The sequence below is a fragment of the Stenotrophomonas sp. 05N37 genome (assembly GCF_056397365.1).
The window spans coordinates 315,494-337,703 of sequence record NZ_JBFTNG010000004.1 but is presented as its reverse complement, the minus strand read 5'-3'; the positions used below and the strand labels follow the sequence as shown (position 1 = coordinate 337,703).

Annotated in this window: 20 protein-coding genes; 4 read left to right on the top strand and 16 right to left on the bottom strand. The window is 67.8% G+C overall.

The window, feature by feature from the left end; genetic code table 11:
• From AC1DGC_RS14340 to AC1DGC_RS14275, 14 genes are all read right to left on the bottom strand, one after another.
• The coding region (locus AC1DGC_RS14340; RefSeq protein WP_478048185.1) for a flagellin N-terminal helical domain-containing protein at positions 1-332 on the bottom strand (332 nt) is incomplete at its 3' end.
• Between the two features lie 71 nt (positions 333-403).
• Complete coding sequence (locus tag AC1DGC_RS14335) at positions 404-1,570, bottom strand: flagellin (protein WP_478048184.1); 1,167 nt, start codon at positions 1,568-1,570, stop codon at positions 404-406.
• 787 nt (positions 1,571-2,357) lie between these two features.
• Positions 2,358-3,560: a flagellar hook-associated protein FlgL gene (gene flgL / locus AC1DGC_RS14330; RefSeq protein ID WP_259202561.1), complete on the bottom strand. Its 1,203-nt coding sequence runs from the start codon at positions 3,558-3,560 to the stop codon at positions 2,358-2,360.
• Entirely contained in the window at positions 3,557-5,437 is a 1,881-nt protein-coding gene (flgK, locus tag AC1DGC_RS14325) for a flagellar hook-associated protein FlgK (RefSeq protein ID WP_478048183.1), read from the bottom strand. Before flgK ends, flgL begins: the two co-directional genes overlap by 4 nt.
• Before the next feature lie 8 nt (positions 5,438-5,445).
• Positions 5,446-6,675 (bottom strand): glucosaminidase domain-containing protein, encoded by a 1,230-nt coding sequence (locus AC1DGC_RS14320; RefSeq protein WP_478048182.1) that lies wholly within the window; start codon positions 6,673-6,675, stop codon positions 5,446-5,448.
• A gap of 1 nt (position 6,676) precedes the next feature.
• Positions 6,677-7,828: a flagellar basal body P-ring protein FlgI gene (locus AC1DGC_RS14315; RefSeq protein ID WP_449335821.1), complete on the bottom strand. Its 1,152-nt coding sequence runs from the start codon at positions 7,826-7,828 to the stop codon at positions 6,677-6,679.
• Between the two features lie 7 nt (positions 7,829-7,835).
• On the bottom strand, positions 7,836-8,528 hold the full coding sequence (gene flgH / locus AC1DGC_RS14310) for a flagellar basal body L-ring protein FlgH (RefSeq protein WP_259202564.1): 693 nt from the start codon (positions 8,526-8,528) through the stop codon (positions 7,836-7,838).
• A 23-nt stretch (positions 8,529-8,551) separates the two neighbouring features.
• The gene (flgG, locus tag AC1DGC_RS14305) at positions 8,552-9,337 is read right to left on the bottom strand and encodes a flagellar basal-body rod protein FlgG (protein WP_256776987.1); all 786 of its coding nucleotides are present in this window, start codon (positions 9,335-9,337) and stop codon (positions 8,552-8,554) included.
• A 119-nt stretch (positions 9,338-9,456) separates the two neighbouring features.
• On the bottom strand, positions 9,457-10,209 hold the full coding sequence (locus tag AC1DGC_RS14300) for a flagellar basal body rod protein FlgF (protein WP_394161860.1): 753 nt from the start codon (positions 10,207-10,209) through the stop codon (positions 9,457-9,459).
• Positions 10,210-10,241: 32 nt separating this feature from the next.
• Positions 10,242-11,465, bottom strand: a complete 1,224-nt coding sequence (gene flgE / locus AC1DGC_RS14295; protein ID WP_259202565.1) for a flagellar hook protein FlgE — start codon at positions 11,463-11,465, stop codon at positions 10,242-10,244.
• Between the two features lie 32 nt (positions 11,466-11,497).
• A complete protein-coding gene (locus tag AC1DGC_RS14290) occupies positions 11,498-12,181 on the bottom strand; it encodes a flagellar hook capping FlgD N-terminal domain-containing protein (protein WP_259202566.1) in 684 nt (227 codons plus the stop codon).
• Positions 12,182-12,207: 26 nt separating this feature from the next.
• Positions 12,208-12,615 carry a flagellar basal body rod protein FlgC gene (gene flgC, locus AC1DGC_RS14285; protein ID WP_449335822.1) on the bottom strand — a complete coding sequence of 136 codons (408 nt, stop codon included), beginning with the start codon at positions 12,613-12,615 and terminating at the stop codon, positions 12,208-12,210.
• 3 nt (positions 12,616-12,618) lie between these two features.
• Complete coding sequence (flgB, locus tag AC1DGC_RS14280) at positions 12,619-13,014, bottom strand: flagellar basal body rod protein FlgB (RefSeq protein WP_259202569.1); 396 nt, start codon at positions 13,012-13,014, stop codon at positions 12,619-12,621.
• A gap of 735 nt (positions 13,015-13,749) precedes the next feature.
• Complete coding sequence (locus AC1DGC_RS14275; RefSeq protein WP_478048181.1) at positions 13,750-14,700, bottom strand: chemotaxis protein; 951 nt, start codon at positions 14,698-14,700, stop codon at positions 13,750-13,752.
• Between the two features lie 105 nt (positions 14,701-14,805).
• On the opposite strand from AC1DGC_RS14275, the gene flgA reads away from it, so the two are divergent.
• From flgA to AC1DGC_RS14255, 4 genes are all read left to right on the top strand, one after another.
• Positions 14,806-15,456, top strand: a complete 651-nt coding sequence (gene flgA, locus AC1DGC_RS14270) for a flagellar basal body P-ring formation chaperone FlgA (protein ID WP_259202571.1) — start codon at positions 14,806-14,808, stop codon at positions 15,454-15,456.
• A gap of 109 nt (positions 15,457-15,565) precedes the next feature.
• Positions 15,566-15,868 (top strand): flagellar biosynthesis anti-sigma factor FlgM, encoded by a 303-nt coding sequence (flgM, locus tag AC1DGC_RS14265; protein ID WP_394161864.1) that lies wholly within the window; start codon positions 15,566-15,568, stop codon positions 15,866-15,868.
• On the top strand, positions 15,865-16,203 hold the full coding sequence (locus AC1DGC_RS14260; RefSeq protein ID WP_259202573.1) for a flagellar protein FlgN: 339 nt from the start codon (positions 15,865-15,867) through the stop codon (positions 16,201-16,203). Before flgM ends, AC1DGC_RS14260 begins: the two co-directional genes overlap by 4 nt.
• A 177-nt stretch (positions 16,204-16,380) precedes the next feature.
• Positions 16,381-17,520: an ATP-binding protein gene (locus AC1DGC_RS14255; RefSeq protein WP_394162347.1), complete on the top strand. Its 1,140-nt coding sequence runs from the start codon at positions 16,381-16,383 to the stop codon at positions 17,518-17,520.
• Positions 17,521-18,297: 777 nt separating this feature from the next.
• Here the strand turns inward: AC1DGC_RS14255 and AC1DGC_RS14250 are convergent.
• The gene (locus tag AC1DGC_RS14250; protein ID WP_259202575.1) at positions 18,298-20,055 is read right to left on the bottom strand and encodes an EAL domain-containing protein; all 1,758 of its coding nucleotides are present in this window, start codon (positions 20,053-20,055) and stop codon (positions 18,298-18,300) included.
• A gap of 2 nt (positions 20,056-20,057) precedes the next feature.
• The gene (locus AC1DGC_RS14245) at positions 20,058-22,202 is read right to left on the bottom strand and encodes a sensor histidine kinase (RefSeq protein WP_478048179.1); all 2,145 of its coding nucleotides are present in this window, start codon (positions 22,200-22,202) and stop codon (positions 20,058-20,060) included.
• Between the last annotated feature and the right edge of the window lie 8 nt (positions 22,203-22,210).

Below are 22,210 nucleotides of genomic sequence, written 5' to 3'. Positions count from 1 at the left end.
GCCTTGCGGTCGCTGGCGGAGTTGGTGGCGTTGGACGCCTGCACCGACAGTTCGCGGACGCGCTGCAGGTTGTTGCCGATTTCGGTCAGCGAACCTTCGGCGACCTGGGCCAGCGAGATGCCGTCGTTGGCGTTGCGGATGGCCACGTCAGTACCGCGGATCTGGGTGCCGAAGCGCTCGGAGATGGCCAGACCGGCCGCATCGTCCTTGGCGCTGTTGATGCGCGAGCCGGAGGACAGGCGCTGGATGGTGGTGGCCAGGGAGCTGCCGCTGGTGCTCAGGTTGCGCTGAGCATTCAACGACATCGTGTTGGTGTTGATGACTTGTGCCATGAGGAGAGGTCCTTGAGCAGTGCACGTACGATGGGTTAGACGCTCCTGACGTGCTTCAGGAGCGGCTCATGTCAGCGCTGCAACAGGCTGAGCACGTTCTGTGGAACCTGGTTGGCCTGGGCCAGCATCGCGGTGCCGGCCTGTTGCAGGATCTGGGTACGGGTGAGTTCCGCGGTTTCCTTGGCGAAATCGGTATCGCGGATGCGGCTGCGCGATGCCGACAGGTTTTCCGAGGAGGTCTGCAGATTGGCCACCACGGAGGTGAAGCGGTTCTGGATGGCGCCGAGGTCGGCGCGGACGCTGTTGACCGATTCCAGTGCCTTGTCGACGATTTCCAGCGCCTTCTGCGCACCGACGTAGGACGAGACGTCCAGGTCCTGCACGAAGCTGGAGGTGGCCGTGGCGGCAACCGAGCTGGGGGCGGCGACGGTGGAGTCGGCCAGGCCCAGCTGGGTGGCGCCGGTGATGACGAGGTCGCGGTCGGCCTGGACCGAGGTCAGCTTGAGGCGCTGGGTATCGGGGGTGCCGGCGGTGGTGACGACTTCGGCGTAGACACCGGCTTCGCCGATCCGGGTGTTGATCTGGGCGGCCGCGGAGGCGGCGAATTCGGCGGTGGTCTTGCCGCTGATCGTGCCGAGGGTGATGCCGTTGATGGTGACGCCGGTCAGGTCGGTGATGGTGGCGATGTCGGCGGTGCTGTCGACCGGGGGGGCAAACTTGGCGTTGCCCAGCGAGCTGGCCTTGGCGTCGACGACACTGTTGATGGCGATGGCCTGGCCGGCATTGGCGCCTACCTGGAACAGCTGGCTGGTGAAGCTGCCGTCCAGCAGCTTGGTGCCGTTGAAGTCGGACTGCTTGGCGACGCGGTCGATTTCGCTGACCAGCTGGGTGACTTCAGCCTGCAGGGCCTTGCGGTCGCTGGCGGAGTTGGTAGCGTTGGAGGCCTGCACGGCGAGTTCGCGGACGCGCTGCAGGTTGTTGCCGATTTCGCTCAGGGAGCCTTCGGCGACCTGGGCCAGCGAGATGCCATCGTTGGCATTGCGGATGGCCACGTCGGTGCCGCGGATCTGGGTGCCGAAGCGCTCGCTGATGGCCAGGCCGGCGGCGTCGTCCTTCGCGCTGTTGATGCGCAGGCCGGACGAGAGGCGCTGGATGGTGGTAGCGAGCGAGCTGCCGCTGGTGCTCAGGTTGCGCTGAGCGTTGAGCGACATCGTATTGGTGTTGATTACCTGTGCCATGGGTCGTCTCCCTTATTGGAATCCCGGTGGTGAATGGAACGAAGCGCCGCCGATTTTTTTGTTTGGCTGTGTGCTTCGCTGTTGCCAAATGAATAACGGCGCTTTGTCAACAACCTTTAGGCGGAAATTTCGCTGAGGCTGTCTGGTGGGCCATCCGGGGCCATGGCGGGCTTGCCGGACATAAGGGTTAACGGCAGGGAAAGCGGGAATTCAAGGGGTTTTTTGATGTTCATGGCCAGGTCTGGGGCCGGAGCCCGGAGCCCGGAGCCCGGAGCCACAGCAACAGCAACGGCAGAAGCATCAGGTCTGCCGCAGCTGGGGGAGGGCTGGCACGGGTGGGTTGGCGGGACACGCCGTAAATACGTCCTTGTAGGCTCGCATGCGCCATCCATGGCGCATGACGGTCCCGCCAACCCACCCGTGCCACCCCTTGGACAGGGGGCGGGTGCGCAAGGAAAGAGCCGTGTGAGTTGCTGGCTGGCGAACATGCTGTTCGTCGCTCTCTCGCTCTCTCGCTCTCTCACTCTTCGGCTCTGCACGGGCCACCAGCCAACTGTCGAGGGCGGGGGTGTGTGGGTTCGCGGGACCGTCACACGCCATGGATGGCGTGTGCGAGCCCCCATGGATGGGTTTACGGCGTGTCCCGCGAACCCACACACCCCCGCCCAAACCAGCGACAGACGGAAATCGCTGCCGTTGCTTTTCGTGCTCGTAGAGAAAAACGAAAAAAGCCGCGATGCTCAACGCATCGCGGCTCCTTGGCCTTCCAGGGTGTCGTGTCGCGGTATCAGCGCAACACGTTGAACAACGACATCTGCTGCATCTGCGAGAACAGCGTCTGCGCGGCCTGGAGCGCAGTGCTCTCCAGCTGGTACTGACTGATCGCATCGGCGTAGTCCAGATCGCGCATCTGCGACAGCGTGCTCTTGAGCGTCACCGTATTGGACTCGCGCATGTCCGCCGCATTGTCCAGCGCCTTCAACTGTGCACCACCGGCCGCACGCGAGTCGATCATCCGCTCCGAGGCCCGCGCAACGTCACGCAGACCGCTTTGCAGCAGATTCTGCTGTGCCGCCGACTTGGCCGCGCTGCCGGTGTCCATTTTCAGCGACCCGATCAGACTGTCCAGCGTGCTGAAGATATCCCGGCTCGTCGCCGGACTGACCTCGAAGGTATCGCCGGCCGCCGGCTTGCCGTCGATGTGCAGACGCACCCCGTTGAGCACCAGATCGTCGCCCGCCTTCATCGTCCCGGTGGACACCACCGTACCGCCGGCATCCAGCAGCTCGTACTGGTCTTCGGCGGTGAAACGCACACTGAAGCCCTGGCCGTTCCAGCTGTCGCTGCCGTCGCGGGTCACGTTGGTCAGCACGCCCGTGCCGGTGTTCGCCGTGCTGGCCGCCCCATCCACGTGCCCATCGCCCGTACCGATCCGCAGGAAAATCTCGCTGCCGGGCAGGGCATCGAGCACGTAGGTGTCCGGCCCGACCTCGACCTGGCGCTGGTTCTGGTCGCCGTTGTAGACCACCTTGCCATCGATCTGGCTGAACGGCGGGCTGTCATCGGCCGTCCCGCCGAACAGATAGCGCCCGGTGCCGTCGGTGCTGTTGGCCAGCGCCAGCAGGTTGCCGCGGATCGCCTCGATTTCGGTCACCATCGACTGCTTGTCCGATGCTGCCAGCGCCGGGTTGTTGGCGTAGATCGTCAATTCCGTGATGCGCCCCATCATGTCGCCGACCTGGGCCAGCGCGTTTTCCTGCAGGCCCAGCCGGTTCTGCACGTTGCCCGCGTTGAGCTGCATGCGGTCCAGCGAGGCCAGGGTGCGGTCCAGGCCCACGGCGGCGCCGGAGGCGACCGGGTCGTCCTTGGCGGTCACCAGCCGGCGGCCGGTGGCGATCTGCTGTTCCAGGTGGCTCATCTTGGCCTGCTTGGCCATCATCAACGACACCGACTGCTGGAACATCATCCCGGTGGAAATGCGGCTGTTCATCGGCTCACGGCTCCGAGGATGGTCTGGAACATGTTGTCGGCGGTGGAGATCAGCTGCGAGGCGGCCTGGTAGGCCTGCTGCAGGCGCAGCATGTCGGCCGCTTCCTCATCCAGGTTGACCCCGGAGATCGAATCGCGCGCGGACTGCGCCTGGTCGGTGATCACCTGCTGGGCCTGCAGCGAGTAGTCGGCCGAGCGTGCCGCCGCGCCGACCTGGGTGGTCAGCCCACCGAGCGCGCCGCTGAGGGTGACGGTGCCGTCGTTGAACGTCTTGGCCTGTTCCACCTTGGCCAGCAGCAGGGCGTTGCTGTTGTCCGAGGATCCGGCCGGGGTCGGACCGATGCTGAAGGTGTCGCCGGTCTTGGGCGCACCATCGAGCACGAAACTCCAGCCGTTGGCGCTGATGGTCTGGCCGGCGGTGTACGTGAACGGACCGGTGCCGTCGAGGGTGTACTCGGTGGCGCTGGTGAACACGATCGCCGCCGGAGTGCGCAGCGCCGCGTTGGTGTGGTCGGTCACCTTGACCCCGGTGAGCTTGCCGGTGCCGGTGTTGGTCAGGGCGGCGGCGCCCTTGATCGGGGCGGCCGCGGCGATGCGCGAGGTGTCGGTGATCGCCACCGACAGGGTGCCGGCCACGCCTGCGGTGGGCTGCAGCAGCATGCGGTCGTTCACCGCCGGAGTGCCGGTCATCACCAGTTCCACCCCGTTGATCACCAGCGGGTCGGTGGCGCTGCCGGTACCGGTCATCGCGATCGCCGCGCCGGTGTCGGCGCGGGTCGCCTGCCACTGGGTGCCGTCGAACTTGAGCAGCACGTTCTGCCCGTCCAGTTTGGACAGGTCGCCGAAGCTGGCGGTCATGCTGGCGGTGCCGGTGTTGTTGGCGTTGCCGGTGATGCGCGGGCTGCCGATGTTGAAGAAGTCCCCACCCAGGTTGCCGTACAGGTCCGCGCCCTGGCGGTGCACATCGTTGAAGCTGCTGGCCATGCCGACGGCCAGCTTGCCCAGTTCGGCCTGGGTCGGCGTCAGCACCGTATCGCGGAACTCCAGCAGGCCGCCGATCTGGCCGCCAAGCGTCTTGGGTTCCAGGGTGATCTTCTGCCCGGCGCTCTCCAGCGCGAGCTGCAGGCGCTCGGGCATGTACGGATCGGCCACGGTGGTGACCTTGGAGGCAGTGGTGCCCACCACCAGCGCCTGGCCACCGGCGGTGTAGACATTCATCACGCCGCCGTCCTGCATCACCGCGTTGCCACCGGTGTAGCCGACCAGGTTGGCGATCAGCGCATCGCGGCGATCCAGCAGGTCCGGCGCGGCGTTGGCCGCGTTGCCGCCGATGCTGCCGTTGAGCTGGGCGATCTCCTTGGCCAGCCGGTTGATCTCCGACGCGCCGGCGATGAGGCCGTTGTTGACCTCGCCGTTGAGCGTATTGAGCTGGCCGTTGAGCTGCTGGAAGCGGCCGGCCAGGGTCTTGCCGCCGTCCAGCATGTTCTGCCGGTCGGCCGTGCCCGAGGCATTGGAGGACAGGCCGCTGACGGTGTCGAAGAAGCTCGACCAGACCCCGGATACGTTGGTGGCGGTATCGGAGAACATCGCATCCACACGGTCGGCCATGCTCGACAACTGCTTCAACCGCGCCAGTTCGCCACTGCCATCGAGCAACCGCGAGATCGCCAGCTGGTCGGCCACCCGGCGGATGTCGGTGATGCGGGTGCCGTTGCCGACGTCGCCATAGCCGACGTTCTGCGGATTGGCAGTGGCGAAGTCGACCTTCTGCCGGCTGTAGCCGGGCGTATTGATGTTGGCGACGTTATGGCTGGTGGTCGCCAGCGCCCGCTGGAAGGCGAGCAGGGCGCTGGTGCCGGTGGAAAGTACGCTGGACATGGATTACCTCAACGACGGATGACACCCAGCCCGGTCGGGCTGGCGGTGCTGGCAAAGGTCTGGCCCAGGCGCTGGCTGGCATCGCCCACGGCGGCGATGGCGCGCTCGATGGTCGGGCCGCCGGCGATCGCGGCGATCTTCGCCGCGTAGCTGGGATCGGTGGCGTAGCCGGCCTTCTGCAGGCCCTGCGCGAAGCCGCGGACGTCGCCGCCGGCCTGCAGCGCGTTCTGGTAGCGCGGGCTGTTCTTGAGCAGCTTCACGTAGTCGGCGAAGCTGTCGCCGACCGAGGTGTAGGCGCGGAAGCTGGCCGTTTCATTGCGACGCACGCCGTCCACGTATTCATGGGTGCCGCTGCTGGCGCGCTCGCCGCTCCAGCCGGTGGCCTTGATCCCGAACAGGTTGTGCGAGCTGCCGCCACCGTTGCGCTGCACCAGCTTGCGGCCCCAGCCGGTCTCCAGTGCGGCCTGGGCGACCAGCGCCTTGGCATCCACGCCGAGCTCGCGCGCGGCCTGCTGCGCATGGCCCCAGATGCTGGCCACGAAGCCTTCCGGCGTGTGCGGGCCGAGCTGGGCGGCGGCGGTACTGGCGGCCAGCGTATCCACCGCGCTGGGCCCGCGCGGGGCGGCGCTGTCGTTGACGCCGCTCCAGCGGTCGTTGGCCAGCGCGGCCCAGTTCTCCTGGGTGGGATCGGTGACGCCCGGGGGGGCCGAATACGGATCGCTGCGCCCGAGCGCCTCGTGCATCTGGCTGCTTTCGCGGCCGGCGATCAGGTCCAGCGCGCGCTCCATCGGCTGCAACACCGCCGACGGGTCGGCGCCGCGCAGCTGCTGCAGCATCTCCACCTCGCTCGGCGCGCCGGCCGGCGTGGCCGAGGCTGGCAGCGCCATCGGCGCAGCGGCCGGCGCATTGAGCCGGTAGGCGCGCAACGCCGCGGCCGGGTTCAACGCGGTGTCGGTCGGCTTGGCCGCATCGGCCTCGGCGCCGCCGAGCTGGCGGGTGATCATCGCCGACAGGCCCAGGCCGCGGCCACGGGTCATGGCCTCGGCGATCTTGTGGTCGTACATCTCGCGGAACATGGTGTTTTCGGCGGGGAACAGCGCGTCGCCGAAGCTGGCATCGCGCATGCTCTTGACCAGCATCTGCGCGAACTGGCCTTCCAGCTGGCGCGCCACCTTGTCCACCTTGGCCGGGCTGTTGGCCTGGGCCGGATTGAGTTCCAGTGCCGGAGTAATGCGCATGTCAGATCACCTCGAGTTCGGCGCTGAGCGCACCGGCCTGCTTGAGGGCTTCCAGGATGGCGATCAGGTCGCCGGGGGCAGCGCCCACCGCATTGACCGCGTGCACGATCTCGTCCAGCGTGGTGCCGCCGGTGAACTTGAACATGCGGCTGCCATCGTTGGTGGCGGTGATGGTGGACTGCGGGGTGGCCACGGTCTGGCCATTGCCGAACGCGTTGGGCTGGCTGACGTTGGTATTCTCGTTGATGGTCACCGTGAGCGAGCCATGCGAGATGGCCGCCGCGCCCACGCGCACCTGCGAGCCGATCACCACCGTGCCGGTGCGGGCGTTGACCACCACCTTGGCCGGCGCGCTGCCGGGGGTGAGTTCCAGGTTCTCGATGCGGGCCAGCAGGCCGATGCGTGCGCCCGGGTCGCTCGGCGACTGCACCGACACCGTGACGCCGTCGATCGCACGCGCGGCGCCATCGCCGAAGGCATTGTTGAGCGCGGCGACCATGCGCGAGACCGTGGTGAAGTCGTTCTTGTGCAGGTTCAGGGTGATGTCGCCGCCGCCGTTGAACACGTCCGGCAGCGCACGTTCGACCGTGGCGCCATTGGGAATGCGGCCCACGCTGGGCACGTTCACCGAGACGCGCGAGCCATCCTTGCCCTGCGCACCGAAACCGCCGACCACCAGGTTGCCCTGGGCGATGGCGTAGACCTGGCCGTCGGCGCCGCGCAGCGGGGCCATCAGCAGCGAGCCACCGCGCAGCGAGACCGCGTTGCCGATCGAGGACACGGTAATGTCGATGGGCTGGCCCGGCTTGGCGAACGGCGGCAGCTCGGCGTGGATCGCCACGGCGGCCACGTTCTTGAGCTGCGGATTGACGTTGGCCGGCACGTTCACGCCCAGCTCGCCCAGCAGGTTCTTCAGGCTCTGCACGGTGAAGGGCGCCTGGCTGGTGCGGTCGCCGCTGCCATCCAGGCCGACCACCAGCCCGTAGCCGACCAGCGCGTTGGTGCGCACGCCGCCCACCTGGGCCAGGTCCTTGATGCGCTCGGCCGATGCCGGTGCCACCACGGCGAAGGTCGCCAGCAGGACCGCCAGCGCACGCACCACGTAGGGCGACGCCATGCGTCGCTGCCCGAACAGGGAAAAGGAAAGGGTCATGTCAGGCTCAGAACGGCGTCAACGCCGAGTTGAAGAAACGGCTCAGCCAGCCCATCGCATTGGATTGGGCCACCGGGCCGCGGCCGCCGTAGACGATGCGGGCATCGGCAACGCGGCTGGAGGGAATGGTGTTGTCCTGGGAGATGTCCGCCGCACGCACGATGCCCTGCACCTGCACCAGTTCATCGCCCTGGTTGAGCCGCAGGTTCTTGGCGCCCTGGACCACCAGATTGCCGTTGGGCAGGCGCTGGATCACCGTGACCGTTACGTTGCCCACCAGGCGGTTGCTCTGCGCGCTGGTGCCCTTGCCGGTGAAGTCGCGCGAACCGGCCGCGCTCGCGGCCAGGATGTCCTTGCCGCCCAGGGTGACCGGCGCGCCAAACAGGGTCGGGGTGCCGATGCTCAGCTCCGATTCCTTGGCGGTGGTGGTATTGGCGGTGGTCTGCGCGGTGGTGTTTTCGGTCAGGGTGATGGTCAGCAGGTCGCCCACATCGCGTGCGCGCCGGTCCGAGTACAGCTGCAGGCCCGGGCCGGCGGCGTAGATCGCGCCGGCGGTGGCCGGCGCGGTGGGCGCCACGATCGGGGTGATCGGCGCCATCGCCGGGTAGGGCCGCACATCGCCGGCGATGACACAGCCGCCGAGCAGGGCGACCAGGGCGCTGGCGAGCGACAGACGGAGGGTAAGGGGCAGGGGCGACATGGCAGGGTTCCCGGTTCGACCGATCAGACGTTCTGGTTGAGGTAGCCGAGCATCGCGTCGGTGGTGGAGATCGCCTTGGCGTTCATTTCGTAGGCGCGCTGGGTTTCGATCATCGACACCAGCTCCTCGACCACGTTGACGTTGCTGCCTTCCAGCGCGCCCTGGACCACGCTGCCCAGGCCATTGAGGCCGGGGTTGCCGTTCTGGGCGGGACCGGAGGCGGTGGTTTCCAGGAACAGGTTTTCCCCGCGGGCCTGCAGGCCCGCCGGGTTGACGAAATCGGTGAGGGTCAGCGCGCCGATTTCCACCGAGGCGGCGTCGTCGGCCATCTTCACGCTGATGGTGCCGTCGGTACCGATGGTCAGCGACTGCGCGCCTTCGGGAATCTGGATGCCCGGCTGCACCGGGTAGCCGCTGTTGGTCACCAGCTCGCCGTCCTGGTTGCGCTGGAAGGAGCCATCGCGGGTATACGCCGAGGAACCATCGGGCATCTGTACTTCGAAGAAGCCGCGGCCATTGACCATCACGTCCAGCGCGCGACCGGTCTGCTGCTGGCTGCCCTGTTCGAAGTTCTTCGACGTGGCGACCACGCGCACGCCGGTACCCAACTGCAGGCCGGTGGGCAACTGGGTCTGCGCCGAGGAGGAGCCGCCCGGCTGCCGCACCTGCTGGTACAGCAGGTCTTCGAAGCTGGCACGGTCCTGCTTGAAACCGGTGGTGTTGGTGTTGGCGAGGTTGTTGGAAACCACCGACATGCGCGTCTGCTGCGCATCCAGTCCGGTCTTGGCGATCCACAATGCCTGGTTCATGGCGATGTTCCTTTGAATGATGCGGGTGGCCGCCCGGGGCGGCCGTTACAGGGGGCGATGCATGGGCCGTGCCAGAACCGCGCCAGAATTACGGCGGTGCCTGCTCAGCCCGGTCCGGGTCAGCCGCCCAGGCGCAGCAGGCTGTTGGCGCTGCGGGCGTTGTCGTCGCCGTGCTTTATCACCTTCACCTGCATTTCGTACTGCCGCTGCAGCTGGATCATCTGCACCAGCGCGCCGGCGGCATCCACGTTGCTGCCTTCCAGCTGGCCGCTTTCCAGCGACTTGCCCTGGGCCTGCACGAACGGCTGCTGCGGGTCGGCGTTGCGCATCAAGCCGTCCAGGCCGCGCTCCAGGCGTTCATCGGCCGCCGCGACCACGCGGATCCGGCCGATGTTGGCCATGGTCTGCGGGCCTTCGCCCAGCGGAATGATCGAGATCGTGCCGTCGTTGCCGATGTCCATCGCCTGGTGCGGCGGAATCGCGATCGGCGCGCCGTTCTCGTCCAGCACCGGATGGCCGCCGGCGGTCACCAGCTGGCCATTGGGCGTGATCGAGAGCGCCGCACCCCGGGTATAGGCCTCGCCGCCGCCGGCCGGTGCCTGCACCGCCAGCCAGTTGCCCGACTGCAGCGACAGGTCCAGCGGGTTGCCGGTGATCTGCTGCGCGCCCATGCGGCGGTTGAAGCCGGCATCGACGTGCAGGGCGTCCACGCGCGAGGCGTAGCCGGTGCCCTTGATCGGGAAGGCCTCGGTATTGGCGAGGGCTTCCTTGAAGCCAGGGGTATCGGTGTTGGCCAGGTTGTGCGAGAGCGTGCCCTGTGCCTGCAGCGAGGCACGTGCACCGGTCATCGCTACGTAGAGCGCCTTGTCCATCGTCTTGGTCCCGTGATGCGGTCAGTGGCTCATCAACGGATGTTGATGATGGTCTGGGTGATCTGGTCCATGGTGGAGACCATCTGCGAGTTGGCCTGGAAGTTGCGCTGGGCGGTGATCATGTTGACCAGCTGCTCGGTCAGGTCGACCGTGGAGGCTTCCAGCGACCCGGCCTGGACCTTGCCCAGGTTGGAGCTGTCCGGTGCGCCGGTACGCGGGGTGCCCGAGCTGAAGGTTTCCACCCACAGGTTGTTGCCCTTGGCTTCCAGGCCCTGCGCGTTGTTGAAGGTGGTCAGCGCCACCTGGCCCAGCGGCTTGTCGTCGCCATTGGAGTAGCGCGCGTAGACCACGCCTTCTTCGGACACGGTGACTTCGTTGAGCTTGCCGGCGGCGTAGCCGTCCTGCTGGGTGTTGCGCAGGGCGAACTTCTCGCCGTACTGGGTGGACCCGCTGATGTCCAGGGTCAGCGCCAGCTGGCCGGCGCCGGTGCTGGGGGTGAACGGGGCCAGGGTGATCTGGCCGTTGGTCGGGGCGGTCAACGCGCCGGCGTTGTTGAAGGTCAGCGTGCTGACGCCGCCGGCGGCCTGGCCGTCGACATAGTTGTAGACCTGCCATTCGTTCGGGTTGGCGGTCTTGACGAAGTACGAGGTCTGGGTGTGGCTGACGCCCAGCGAGTCGTACACGGTGATGCCGCCGGTGGACTGGCTGTAGCTGTTGGAATCGGTCGGGTCGAACACGTTCACCGTCGGCACCTTGGCGTCGGCCGGCAGGGTGAAGCTCACGTTGACCTTGCTGGTCTGCTTGGGCGGGCTGTCGGTGGTGAGCAGCTGCAGGTCGACCAGGCGGCCGGCGTCGAAGCTGGTGCCATCGGCGTTCGGCGCGAACACCTGCAGGCGCGCGCCCTGCGGGTTGGTCACGTAGCCGGCCTGGTCGGTCTGGAAGTTGCCGGCGCGCGAATAGACGCGGGCACCGTTCATGGTCATGGTGAAGAAGCCCTCACCGGAAATGGCCATGTCCAGGCTGCGCCCGGTCTGTTCGTTGTTGCCCTGCGAGAACTGCTGGGCCACGTTGGTCAGGCGCACGCCCGAGCCGACCGCGTTCTTGGACAGGCCGTAGCTGGTGGCCGAGAACAGGTCGGCGAACTCGGCGCGCGATTCCTTGAAGCCGGTCGTGTTGACGTTGGCGATGTTGTTCGCGGTGACGTTCAGATCGGCATTGGCGGCGTTGATGCCGGACAGCGAGATGTTGAAGCCCATGGGATTGCTCCTGGTGTGCGGGGTAGGGCGGCTCAGCTGATGCGGAGCACGTAGTCGATGGGGGCCGTACCGAGGCCCTTGAGGTTGAGGTACAGCCCGTCCGAGCCGACCGTGACGCTTTCCACGGGCGCTTCAACGTAGGTGTTGACCTTGCTCTGGGCACCGGCGCTGTCGGTGAAGGTGGCGGCGATGGTGTAGCTGCCCGGCGCCATGCGGTTGCCGTTGGCATCCTTGCCATCCCAGTCGAAGGTCACTTCGCCGGCGGCCTTGGCTTCCACGCTGATGGTGTTGACCTTGACGCCGTTGGCGTCGGTGATCTCCACGTTGACGTAGCCGGCCCCGGAGGCAGCGACCATGCCGCTGGTCGTGCCTTCGGCCTCCAGCTGCCACTTGGTCGAGGGCACCAGCACGTCGTGACCGACCAGCGCGGCACCGCGCAGGATCTGGTCGCTGGACATCTGGTCCTGGAAGCCCTGCACCGTGGTGTTGAGGTCGGTGATGCCCTGCACCTGGGACAGCTGCGCCATCTGCGCCACCATCTGGGTGTTGTCCATGGGCTTGAGCGGGTCCTGGTGCTGCAGCTGCTCGGTCATCAGGCGCAGGAAATCGGCCTGGTCCAGGGTGCTCTTCTTCTTGCTGGTGTCGCTGTTGGGCGCATTGAGGCCCAGCGCGGTGTACACATCGCTGTTCTGGCCAACGCCGGAAGTGGTGCTCATGACGGTAAGTCCTGTGGGGGCGAGGGTCAGCGACCCATGGTCAGGGTGGCCAGCGCCAGTTCCTTGGCGGTGGTCAGCATTTCCACGCCCGCCTGGTAATTGCGCGAGGTGGAGATGAGGTTGACCATCTGCGCGACCGGGTCGACGTCGGGCTGATAGATGTAGCCGTCGCCGTCGGCCAGCGGATGACCGGGCTCGTAGCGCTTGATCGGCGCTGCGTCGCTCTGGCTGATTTCCTTGACCTGGACGGTGGTGATGTTGGGATCGGTGCGGCTGGTGACCGACTGGAAGACCGGCTCCAGCGGCTTGTAGACGGCCTGCGCCGAACCGGCGACGGTGTCGGCGTTGGAGAGGTTGGAGGCGATGGTGCTCATGCGCACCGACTGGGCCTGGAGGGCGGAGCCGGCGATATCGAAAATGGGCAGGTTGCTCATGGCTTATTGGCCCGTGATGGCGGTGAGCATGGAGCGCACCTTGGATTCGACGAAGCTGAGCGAGGCGCGGTATTCCAGCGCGGCGCGGCCGTAGGCGGCCCGTTCGGCGTCGGGGTCGACGGTGTTGCCGTCGATGCTGGGCTGCACGCCTTCCTTGGTGATCTGGAAGGGGTTGAGGCCGCCGCCGATGGCGTAGTGCTGCTCGTTGGTGGTTTTCATCAGGCCATTGCTGTCCAGGCCCTGGGCATTGCGCAGGGCGGCATCGAAGTCGAGGTCCTGGGCCTTGTAGCCGGGGGTGTCGGCATTGCTCAGGTTGCTGGCGATGAGCTTCATCCGCTGCTCGCGCAACGGCATGGCCTGGGCATGGACCCCCAGATAGTCGGAAATCAGATTGGGCATGGCACGCTCCCACGGGACGATGGTGGGAGTGGTGCAAGGGCTGTGCCAGTCTGCGATTTGCCGCCACGCCTGCCGCCACCGACCCTCACCAGGACACGCTTGCGCCATCGGACAGGAAGGCCACAGCCTGCGGAGGGGGGTAGAGCCGACCGTTGGTCGGCTGAAGCGCCATGAACCCCAACGATTCAAGCCCACCCGCCGGCAGGTCGCCCTGAGCCCCTGCCGGGACACGCCGTGAACCCCGCTCCGCGCCCCGGCCCAGCGGCTGGCGGCTGCGCGTTGGAAGCGCCGGGCCATCCCCGGCTGAACCACCGCCGCGCCCACAAAAAAGCCCAGCGGAGCGCTGGGCTTGATGAACCGACGGTGCCGAGCCATGCTCGGCTGCGCCTGGACACCGGTAGAGCCGAGCCATGCTCGGCTGCTCTTGGACACCGGTAGAGCCGAGCCATGCCCGGCTGCTCCTGGACACGGGTAGAGCCGAGCCATGCCCGGCTGCTCTTGGACACCGGTAGAGCCGAGCCATGCTCGGCTGCGCCTGGACACCGGTAGAGCCGAGCCATGCTCGGCTGCGCCTGGACACCGGTAGAGCCGAGCCATGCTCGGCTGCGCCTGGACACCGGTAGAGCCGAGCCATGCTCGGCTGCTCCTACTCAACGCTCACAAGATAACCAGGGCGCCGCCCCACCCACCCCGTCCCACAAGCGGTATGCAACCCGCCGCTACTCACCCGGACAATCAGGCAGCCAACGCCACCTTCCGCAACCGGTCCAGCACGAAATCGGCCAACTCGTGCGGCGAATACTTGGCCACGAACGCGTTGGCGCCCACCCGCTCGACCATCGCGTTGTTGAACACGCCCGACAACGAGGTGTGCAGCAGCACGTACAGCCCCGCCAGGCCCGGGTGGCGACGGATTTCCGTCGTCAGCGTGTAGCCGTCCATCGCCGGCATCTCGATGTCCGAAATCACCATCGCGTAGCGCTCGGCCGGGTTCTCGCCCGAGGCATGGATCTGCAGCAGGTGGTCCAGCGCCTGCTTGCCGTCCGACAGCAGGGTCGCCCCCACCCCCAACTGGTCCAGCACGCTGCGGATCTGCTGGCGGGCCACCCGCGAGTCGTCCACCACCAGCACCTGCAGCTGCGGCCCATCGGTGGGCAGCGCCTGCGCCAGGGACGGGTCCAGCACCGCCTCGCCACGCACCTGCGCGATATCGGCCAGCACGCTTTCCACGTCGATCACCTGGATCAACTCGCCCTGGAACCGCGTCACCGCAGTCAGATAGCTCGATTCGGCGCCCAGTTCCGGCGGCGGGTGGATATCCTCCACCGCGATGTTGACGATCCGTTCCACCCCGCTCACCAGGAAGCCCTGGATCGACCGGTTGAACTCGGTCACCACCAGGTAGCCCGGCGACTTGTCGGCGTTCGGTTCGCGTTCGGGGTGGCCGATCGCCAGCCCAAGGTCCAGCACCGGCACCGAGCGGCCACGCACATCGGCCACGCCGGCGAACTGGCTGGGCAGCCCAGGCACCTGGAACAGGTCCGGGCGGCGCAGGACTTCCTGCACCTTGAACACATTCACGCCAAAAAGCTGGCGTCCGCCGAGCCGGAACAGCAGCAGGGCCAGACGATTGTGGCCGGCCAGGCGCGTACGCTGGTCGATGCGGTTGAGCAGGTCATGTGACATGGGAGTGGTATCGGCGCCAGCCCCGCCGACTTGAGCGCGCCGCCGCGCCGATTCCGGCACGGCCCTTGCAGGACGCTGCACATGTGCCTTGCCCGTGGAGTCGCCATGCGTTGGATCATCCTTGCCGTGTTCGCCCTGGCCACGCTGCCCGCGTCCGCCGCCGGCGGCTGGCAGCCGGTGGACAGCATCCGCGCCGCCGCGCTGTCTACCCTGCCGGCCGGGACCGAGGGCGACACCACCCTGGATTCCGCGCTGCGCCTGCCGGCCTGCGGCCAGGGCTTGCGTGCCCAGCCCACCGGCACCAGTACCGTGGAAGTCAGCTGCCCGGATGCCGGCGGCTGGCGCCTGTTCGTTCCGGTCAAGGTGCGCCGCAACCAGACCGTACTCATCCTCAACCGGGGCATCAGCGCTGGAGAAACGCTGGCCGCCGCCGATATCACCACTGCCCAGCGTGACGTGGCCCGTATCGCCGGCGCCGCGCTGGCCGATCCGGCCGCCGCGGTCGGGCGGGTGGCCCGGCGTACACTCAGTGCCGGCAGCCTGCTCTCGGCCAACGACCTGGTCGCCCAGCGCCTGGTGCGCCGTGGCGACAACGTGGCGCTGGTGTCGCGGTTGGGGGGCGTGGAGGTGCGGGTCGCGGGCAAGGCGATGGCCGACGCCGGCGAGAACGAGCGGGTGTCGGTGGAGAATCTGTCCTCGCGGAAGATCGTCCAGGGCACCGTGGCCGCCAACGGCGACGTTTTTGTGACGCGTTGAGCACAATGCTGAACCCGCGGCGGAATGTGCCAAAAAAACCGCAGAATCCCCTAAAGATGGCGGTCTCCATGCCGTTATCCCTTGTGAACCGTACTTCCAGGACAACTCCATGAGCCAGAAAATCGACGGCAACCTGCAGGCCACCGCCCATCTGCGCAGTGTCGCGCTTGGCAGCAAGCCGGCCGCCAGCGCCGATTCCCCGACGCGTCCGGTGGAAGCCGCCGACAGCCTGCGCCTGACCGGTGAAGCCACCAGTCTGCAGGCCCTGCAGCGCGAACTGAGCAGCGCCCCGGCGATCGACGCCGGCCGCGTGCAGGCCGTGCGTGAGTCGCTGCAGAACGGCACCTACAAGATCAATCCCGATGCGATCGCCTCGCGCATGCTCGAGCTGGACCAGCAGCTGCAGGGATGAAACTGGCGATGAGCGAGCCATTGCAGCGCCTCAGCGATGCCTTGGACGTCGAACGCCAGGCATTGGTCGAGCATGACGTGCAGGCCCTGATCCGGGCCACCGGCGCCAAGCTCGAGGCGCTGCGCGCGCTCGAGACCGTGCCGCCGGTCGGGCAGGGCGAGCGCCTGCAGGAACTGGCCGAGCGCAACCGCGCCAATGGCGTGCTGCTGTCGCGCCGCCGCCGCGAGGTCAACTGGGCCCTGCGCCAGCTCGGCCGCAGCGAAGACGCCTCGTCCTACGACGCCAAGGGCCAGTCCAGCACGCTGCACACCCGCCGGCCGCTCGCCGTCGCCTGATCCGGCCCGCGCGGGCCGCGAACGCGTGCGCGGGCTTCCGTCGCGCAGGCCAACGCGTATATTGGGCGCCTGTTTCGACTGCCCGATGTGACCGTGACCGCTTCTTCCAACCTCGTCACCGCACCGCTGCCCCCGCAGCCGGTCCTGCTCGCCCTGTTCGAGCGTGTCAACGAAGGCATGCTGCTGTTCCGCGAGGATGGCAGCGTGGCCCTGGCCAATGCGGCCGTGAGCGAGATGCTCGGCCAGGCCGAGAACGCCGCCGGGCTGGGGGCGGCGCAATGGCTGCACCAGCTGCTGCCACCGGACGCGCTGGAGCACGCCCGCCTGCATGGCCACTGGAACGGCAGCCTGCCGGTCGGCGAGCGCATGGTCATCGCCCACCTGTACCAGCACGAAGAAGCCGGCCAGCGCCATTACCTGGCCCTGTTCCGCCGCATCGAAGGCCAGGAAGACTACGAACGCGAGCTGCAGCAGCGCCATGCCGAGCTGCGCCAGGCCTACCTGCGCCTCAACGGCACCCAGGAGAAGCTGCTGCAGTCCGAGAAAATGGCCTCCATCGGCCAACTTGCCGCCGGCGTGGCGCACGAGATCAACAACCCCATCGGCTACGTGCACTCCAACCTGGGCAGCCTGCAGGAATACCTGCGCAGCCTGTTCACCGTGATCGAGGCCTACGAACGCGCCCTGCGCGCCCCCGATCCGAAGGCGCTGATCCCGGAGATCGACGACATCCGCAACCGCTTCGACATCGATTTCATCAGCCGCGACCTGCCGCAGCTGATGGCCGAGTCGCGCGAAGGCATCGAGCGGGTCACCCGGATCGTGCGCGACCTCAAGGACTTCTCCTATTCCGGCCGCGATGAGTCCTGGAAGCTGGTCGACCTGCATTCCGGGCTCGAATCGACCATCAACATCATCTGGAACGAGCTCAAGTACAAGGTCACCCTGCAGCGCGAGTTCGGCCAGCTGCCGCTGGTGGAATGCCTGCCGTCCGAGCTCAACCAGGTCTATATGAACCTGCTGCTCAACGCCGGCCACGCCATCGCCGAGCGCGGCACGATCACCGTGCGCACCGGCGTGGATGGCGACCACGTGTGGGTGGAGTTCGAAGACACCGGCGGCGGCATCTCGCCGGACCTGCGCCAGCGCATCTTCGACCCGTTTTTCACCACCAAGCCGGTCGGCAGCGGCACCGGTCTCGGTCTGTCGATTTCCTACAGCATCGTCAACAAGCACCACGGCCGCATCGACCTGGACAGCACCCCCGGCGTAGGCTCCAGGTTCCGCCTGGTACTCCCGATCAAGCAGCCGCGCTGACCACCCCACGCGGCAGAGCCGACCGCTGGTCGGCTGCGGTGCCACGCCGGCTGCCACGGCACGACAATTTTTGTAGAGCCGACCGTTGGTCGGCTGCCGTGCCACGTCGGTTGAGAGCAGCCGACCAACGGTCGGCTCTACGGTCCTCGCGGCGAACCTCGCGGGCATGGCATGGCGCCACGCATCCGCACGCCGCATTGTCTTCGCGCCGACCGTTGGCCGGCTGCCGTGCAACGTCGGCTGCCACGGCACGACAATTTCGTAGAGCCGACCGTTGGTCGGCTGCCGTGACACGTCGGCCGCCATGGCGCCTCGGTTGAGAGCAGCCGACCAACGGTCGGCTCTACGGGCCTCGCGGCGATCCTCGCCTGCATGGCATGGCGCCACGCATCCGCACGCCCATTGTCGTCGCGCCGACCGCCGACCGCCGACCGCCGACCGCTGGCCGGCTGCCACGGCACGACAATCTTCGTAGAGCCGACCGTTGGTCGGCTGCCGTGACTCGTCGGCCGCCATGGCGCCTCGGTTGAGAGCAGCCGACCAACGGTCGGCTCTACGGTCCTCGCGGCGAACCTCGCGGGCATGGCATGGCGCCACGCATCCGCACGCCGCATTGTCTTCGCGCCGACCGTTGGCCGTCTGCCGTGGCACGTCGGCTGCCACGGCACGACAATTTCGTAGAGCCGACCGTTGGTCGGCTGCCGTGACACGTCGGCCGCCATGGCGCCTCGGTTGAGAGCAGCCGACCAACGGTCGGCTCCACGGCGATCGCGTGGGTCAGTCGTCGTCCGCGGCCGGCAGCGCCACCGGCGGTGCCGTATTCGCCCGCCGCTGTTCCTCGTGCGTGCGGAATGCCTGGTGGATGTGCTTGCGCAGCTCGTCGTCGTTCCACGGCTTGGTCAGGAACCGGTAGATCGCGCCGCGGTTGATCGCATCGGTCACCGTGTTCAGATCGGTGTAGCCGGACAGCACCAGCCGGATCGTGTCCGGGTAGAGCATCTTCACCCGGCCCAGGAACTCGGTGCCGCTCATGTCGCTCATGCGCTGGTCGGACAGGATCACCTGCACGTCGTTGATCGCCAGCAGGTCGAACGCATCGCGCACGTTGCCCGCCGCGAGGATCCGGTAGCCATCGCGGCGGAACAGCCGCACCAGCGAGCGCAGCACGTTTTCCTCATCGTCCAGCAGCAGCAGGGTGCGGTCAGGGCGCGTCTCGGCGAAGGCTTCCGGGCGCAGGTAACGCCGGCGCAGGGTCATCCCGGCCGCATCGGCCGACATCGGCTCGCCAAACAGATAGCCCTGGAACACATCGCAGTCGTTGCGCCGCAGGAAGCCCAGTTGCGCCTGCGATTCCACGCCATTGGCAATCACCGTCATGCCCAGCTGGTGGCCCATGGCGATGATCGCGCGCGCGATCGCCGCCTCGCGGTTGCCGGCCGGCGCGCTCTTGATGAAGCTGCGGTCGATCTTCAGCTTGTCCACCGGGTAGCGCACCAGCGCGCTCAGGCTGGAGTCGCCGGTGCCGAAGTTGTCCAGGCTCAGGCTGATGCCTTCGTTGCGCAGGTTGACCAGCGTTTCATGCACGAAGTTGACGTTGTTGGTCAGCGCGCTTTCGTTGATCTCCAACGTCAGCATCTGCGCCGGCACGCCGGCGGCCTGCATCAGCGACATCACCTCGGCGAAGAAGTTCGGGCGCAGCAGCTGCAGGGTGGAGACGTTGACGGCGATGGTGAAGTCGTCGAACCCCTGGTCGCGCCACAGCCGCGCCTGCTTCAACGCGCCTTCCAGCACCCAGGTGCCGATCTGCACGATGATGCCCAGGCGCTCGGCGGTGCGCATGAAACGCTCCGGCACCAGCATGCCCAGCGTCGGCGACTGCCAGCGCAGCAGCGCTTCCATGCCCACCACGTGGCCGTCGCGCGCGCTCACCAGCGGCTGGTAGCGCAGCTTCAATTCGCCGTTGGGAATGGCATCCACGATCTGCCGGGCGATGATGCTCTCGCTGTGCGCGCTGGACGGGGTGTCCACCGCGTGGATGCGCACCGCGTTGCCGCCTTCGCGGGCGGCCTGGTGCAGCGCGTCTTCGGCATGGTCGAGCAGCCGCGAGGTGTCGCTGGCGTGTTCCGGGCACAGGCTCACGCCCAGCTTGCCGGTCATGAACAGCGTATAGGGCAGCACCGACAGCGGCAGTTCCAGCTGCTGGCGGATCTCCTCGGCGAGGTCTTCGGGCAGCGGCATGTCGGCGCTGCGCGGCACCGCCAGCAGGAACTCATCGCTGCCATGCCGCCACAGCTTGCCGCGCCCGCGCAGGTGGTGCTGCAGGCGCTGGGCGACCAGCACCAGGGCCTGGTCGCCCACTTCGGCACTCATGTTCTCGTTGACCGAGGCGAAATGGTCGATGTCCACGTGCATCAGCATCAGCGGGGTGCCACCGGAGGCGGCGTCGCTGACCATGGCCTGCAGCTCGGGATTGCCGGCCCCCAGGCGCGGCGGCGCATCCTCGATGCTGACCAGGGGCAGGGAAGGGTTCCACATGTTCAGTGTTCCAATGTATCGGGAGTGGCCGGATCGCTGCTGCGATACGGCAGGTACAGGTCGATCAGGGTGCCGGCACCGTGTGCCGACTCGATGCGCAGGGTGCCGCCGACGCTCTGCGCGCGCTCGCGCATCACGATCAGGCCCAGCCCGCGCGGGCCTTCCGGGTCGAAGCCCTCGCCATCATCGCGGACCTGCAGGTGCAGTCCGGCATCGCCCATGTCATGCAGTTGCAGGCTCACCTGGCTGGCGCGCGCATGCCGCAGCACGTTGGTCAGGCTTTCCTGGGCGATGCGGAAACAGGCCTGCTCGATGTCGCCCTGCGGGCGTTGCGGCAGCGCCTGGATATCCGGCAGCAGCTCGATCGCCGCCGAGCGGAACAGTACGCTGGCCTGCCAGCGCAGCGCGGCCTCCAGCCCCAGCGCGTCCAGTTGCGGCGGGCGCAGCAGCGTGGAGATGTCGCGTAGCTTGCCCACCGTGGCGTCGGCCAACTGGATGATCTGTTCGAGGTCGTCGCCGCGCCGGGCGGGGTCGTCCTCGTCCTGCGCGGCATAGGCGGACAGCTTCATGGCGGTGATCGCCTGGCCGATGTCGTCGTGCAGGTCGCGCGAGATCGCGCGGCGTTCGTCCTCCTGCAGCGAGAACAGTCGCCCGGCCATGGCCTGCAGTTCGCGGTTGCTGGTCTCCAGCGCCTCGCGGATGCGCTCGGGCTCGCTCAGGTCGCGCACGATCAGCAGCTTGCAGTTGCGCCCGCCATAGCGCACGTCGCCTACCGCCAGCCCCGCCTGGAAGTGCTCGCCGTCCAGCCGGCGCATGCCGATGACCTCGCCGGCCCCGGTGCTGGGCAGGGGGATCGGCGCGAACAACTGCGCACGCACCCGGGCCAGGTCCTCGGCCGCCACCAGCGCGGCCAGCGGCTCGCCCAGCAGGGTGTGCTGGCCGTAGCCGAACTGCGCGGCCGCGCAGGCATTGGCATACAGCACGTGCTCGTCGGACAGGATCACCACGCCGTCCGGCAGCACCCGCACCAGCTCGCGGAACTGTTCCTCGCGCTCGCGCAGCAGGCGCCGCGACTGCTCGCGCTCGGTCACGTCCTGCAGCGTGCCCAGCACCCGCGGCCGGCCGGCATCGTCATGGCCGCTCTCGGCGCGCAGGTGCACCATCAGCGCACGCCCGTCCATCGCCAGCAGCGGCAGCAGCACGTCGATCTGCACCTGATCGGCGGCCATGTCCTGCAGCAGCTGTTCGGTCAGCGCGGCGGTGGCCGGGTCGGCCGGCACCAGCAGTTCCTCGAAGCGGTGCCAGCGCCGGGCTTCGGGCGGGCGCCGGCCCAGCAGGTGGTAGACCTGGTTGGAGTAGCGGCCCAGCCCGGTGCCCGGATCCACTTCCCAGGCGCCGATCCGGGCCATTTCATGGGCTTCCTCCACCCGTGCCAGCGCCAGGTCGCGGCGGCGCAGCGCCTGGTCCTCGCTGGTGCGGTCGATGGCGATCAGCAGGCGGGCCCGGTGGCCGTCGTAGTCGATGAAGTTGCTGCGCATCTCCATGTGCCGGCGGCTGCCGTCCTTGAGCTGCAGGTCGGCGCTGATCACGCACAGCTCGTCCGGCGCGGCGCGGATCTGCGCCAGCTTGGCCGCCAGCTTCGGCTCGTCGCCGGTGGGCCACAACGCGCTGATCGGCATCGTGGTGAATTCATCGTGGGACCAGCCAAACAGCTGCATCGCCGCCGGGTTGGCGTCCAGGATGGCCAGCGTGTCCAGGTCGTAGACCAGGATCGGCCCCGGGTTGTTCTGGAACATCTGCCGGTGGCGGGTCTCCGAACACTCCAGCCTGGAGTGGGTCTGCAGCACGTGCTGGGCCAGCGGTCGCAGCAGCAGGTAGATCAGCGCCGCGCTGGCGACCACGAAGAACGCGCCCTTGACGGTCTGCCAGTGCGCGGCCGTGGCCATGTCCCGGGTCAGCACCTGCACGGCGGCATCGCTGCACAGGATCCAGACCAGGGCCAGCCCCAGATAGCCCAGCACCACGCGCCAGCGGTCGCGGCGCAGGGCCTGGGCGAGCGGCCGTTCGGGCGGGGCGGGGGTGGGCTGGCCGGACGGGGCGACAGGCATGGACGGGGCAGGGACCGGATCGAGGCGGGCGACCTGCATCTTAGAGC

Excerpts from the sequence above, each read along its gene's own strand:
- AC1DGC_RS14320 (WP_478048182.1), bottom strand. The coding sequence starts at position 6,675 with ATGCGCATTACTCCGGCACTGGAACTCAATCCGGCCCAGGCCAACAGC.
- flgK (WP_478048183.1), bottom strand. The coding sequence starts at position 5,437 with ATGTCCAGCGTACTTTCCACCGGCACCAGCGCCCTGCTCGCCTTCCAG.
- AC1DGC_RS14245 (WP_478048179.1), bottom strand. The coding sequence starts at position 22,202 with ATGCAGGTCGCCCGCCTCGATCCGGTCCCTGCCCCGTCCATGCCTGTC.
- AC1DGC_RS14250 (WP_259202575.1), bottom strand. The coding sequence starts at position 20,055 with ATGTGGAACCCTTCCCTGCCCCTGGTCAGCATCGAGGATGCGCCGCCG.
- flgL (WP_259202561.1), bottom strand. The coding sequence starts at position 3,560 with ATGAACAGCCGCATTTCCACCGGGATGATGTTCCAGCAGTCGGTGTCG.
- AC1DGC_RS14255 (WP_394162347.1), top strand. The coding sequence starts at position 16,381 with ATGCTGCTGTTCCGCGAGGATGGCAGCGTGGCCCTGGCCAATGCGGCC.
- AC1DGC_RS14275 (WP_478048181.1), bottom strand. The coding sequence starts at position 14,700 with ATGTCACATGACCTGCTCAACCGCATCGACCAGCGTACGCGCCTGGCC.
- AC1DGC_RS14315 (WP_449335821.1), bottom strand. The coding sequence starts at position 7,828 with ATGACCCTTTCCTTTTCCCTGTTCGGGCAGCGACGCATGGCGTCGCCC.
- flgB (WP_259202569.1), bottom strand. The coding sequence starts at position 13,014 with ATGCCCAATCTGATTTCCGACTATCTGGGGGTCCATGCCCAGGCCATG.
- flgM (WP_394161864.1), top strand. The coding sequence starts at position 15,566 with ATGAGCCAGAAAATCGACGGCAACCTGCAGGCCACCGCCCATCTGCGC.
- flgC (WP_449335822.1), bottom strand. The coding sequence starts at position 12,615 with ATGAGCAACCTGCCCATTTTCGATATCGCCGGCTCCGCCCTCCAGGCC.
- flgH (WP_259202564.1), bottom strand. The coding sequence starts at position 8,528 with ATGTCGCCCCTGCCCCTTACCCTCCGTCTGTCGCTCGCCAGCGCCCTG.
- AC1DGC_RS14290 (WP_259202566.1), bottom strand. The coding sequence starts at position 12,181 with ATGAGCACCACTTCCGGCGTTGGCCAGAACAGCGATGTGTACACCGCG.
- flgA (WP_259202571.1), top strand. The coding sequence starts at position 14,806 with ATGCGTTGGATCATCCTTGCCGTGTTCGCCCTGGCCACGCTGCCCGCG.
- flgG (WP_256776987.1), bottom strand. The coding sequence starts at position 9,337 with ATGAACCAGGCATTGTGGATCGCCAAGACCGGACTGGATGCGCAGCAG.
- AC1DGC_RS14260 (WP_259202573.1), top strand. The coding sequence starts at position 15,865 with ATGAAACTGGCGATGAGCGAGCCATTGCAGCGCCTCAGCGATGCCTTG.
- AC1DGC_RS14300 (WP_394161860.1), bottom strand. The coding sequence starts at position 10,209 with ATGGACAAGGCGCTCTACGTAGCGATGACCGGTGCACGTGCCTCGCTG.
- AC1DGC_RS14335 (WP_478048184.1), bottom strand. The coding sequence starts at position 1,570 with ATGGCACAGGTAATCAACACCAATACGATGTCGCTCAACGCTCAGCGC.
- flgE (WP_259202565.1), bottom strand. The coding sequence starts at position 11,465 with ATGGGCTTCAACATCTCGCTGTCCGGCATCAACGCCGCCAATGCCGAT.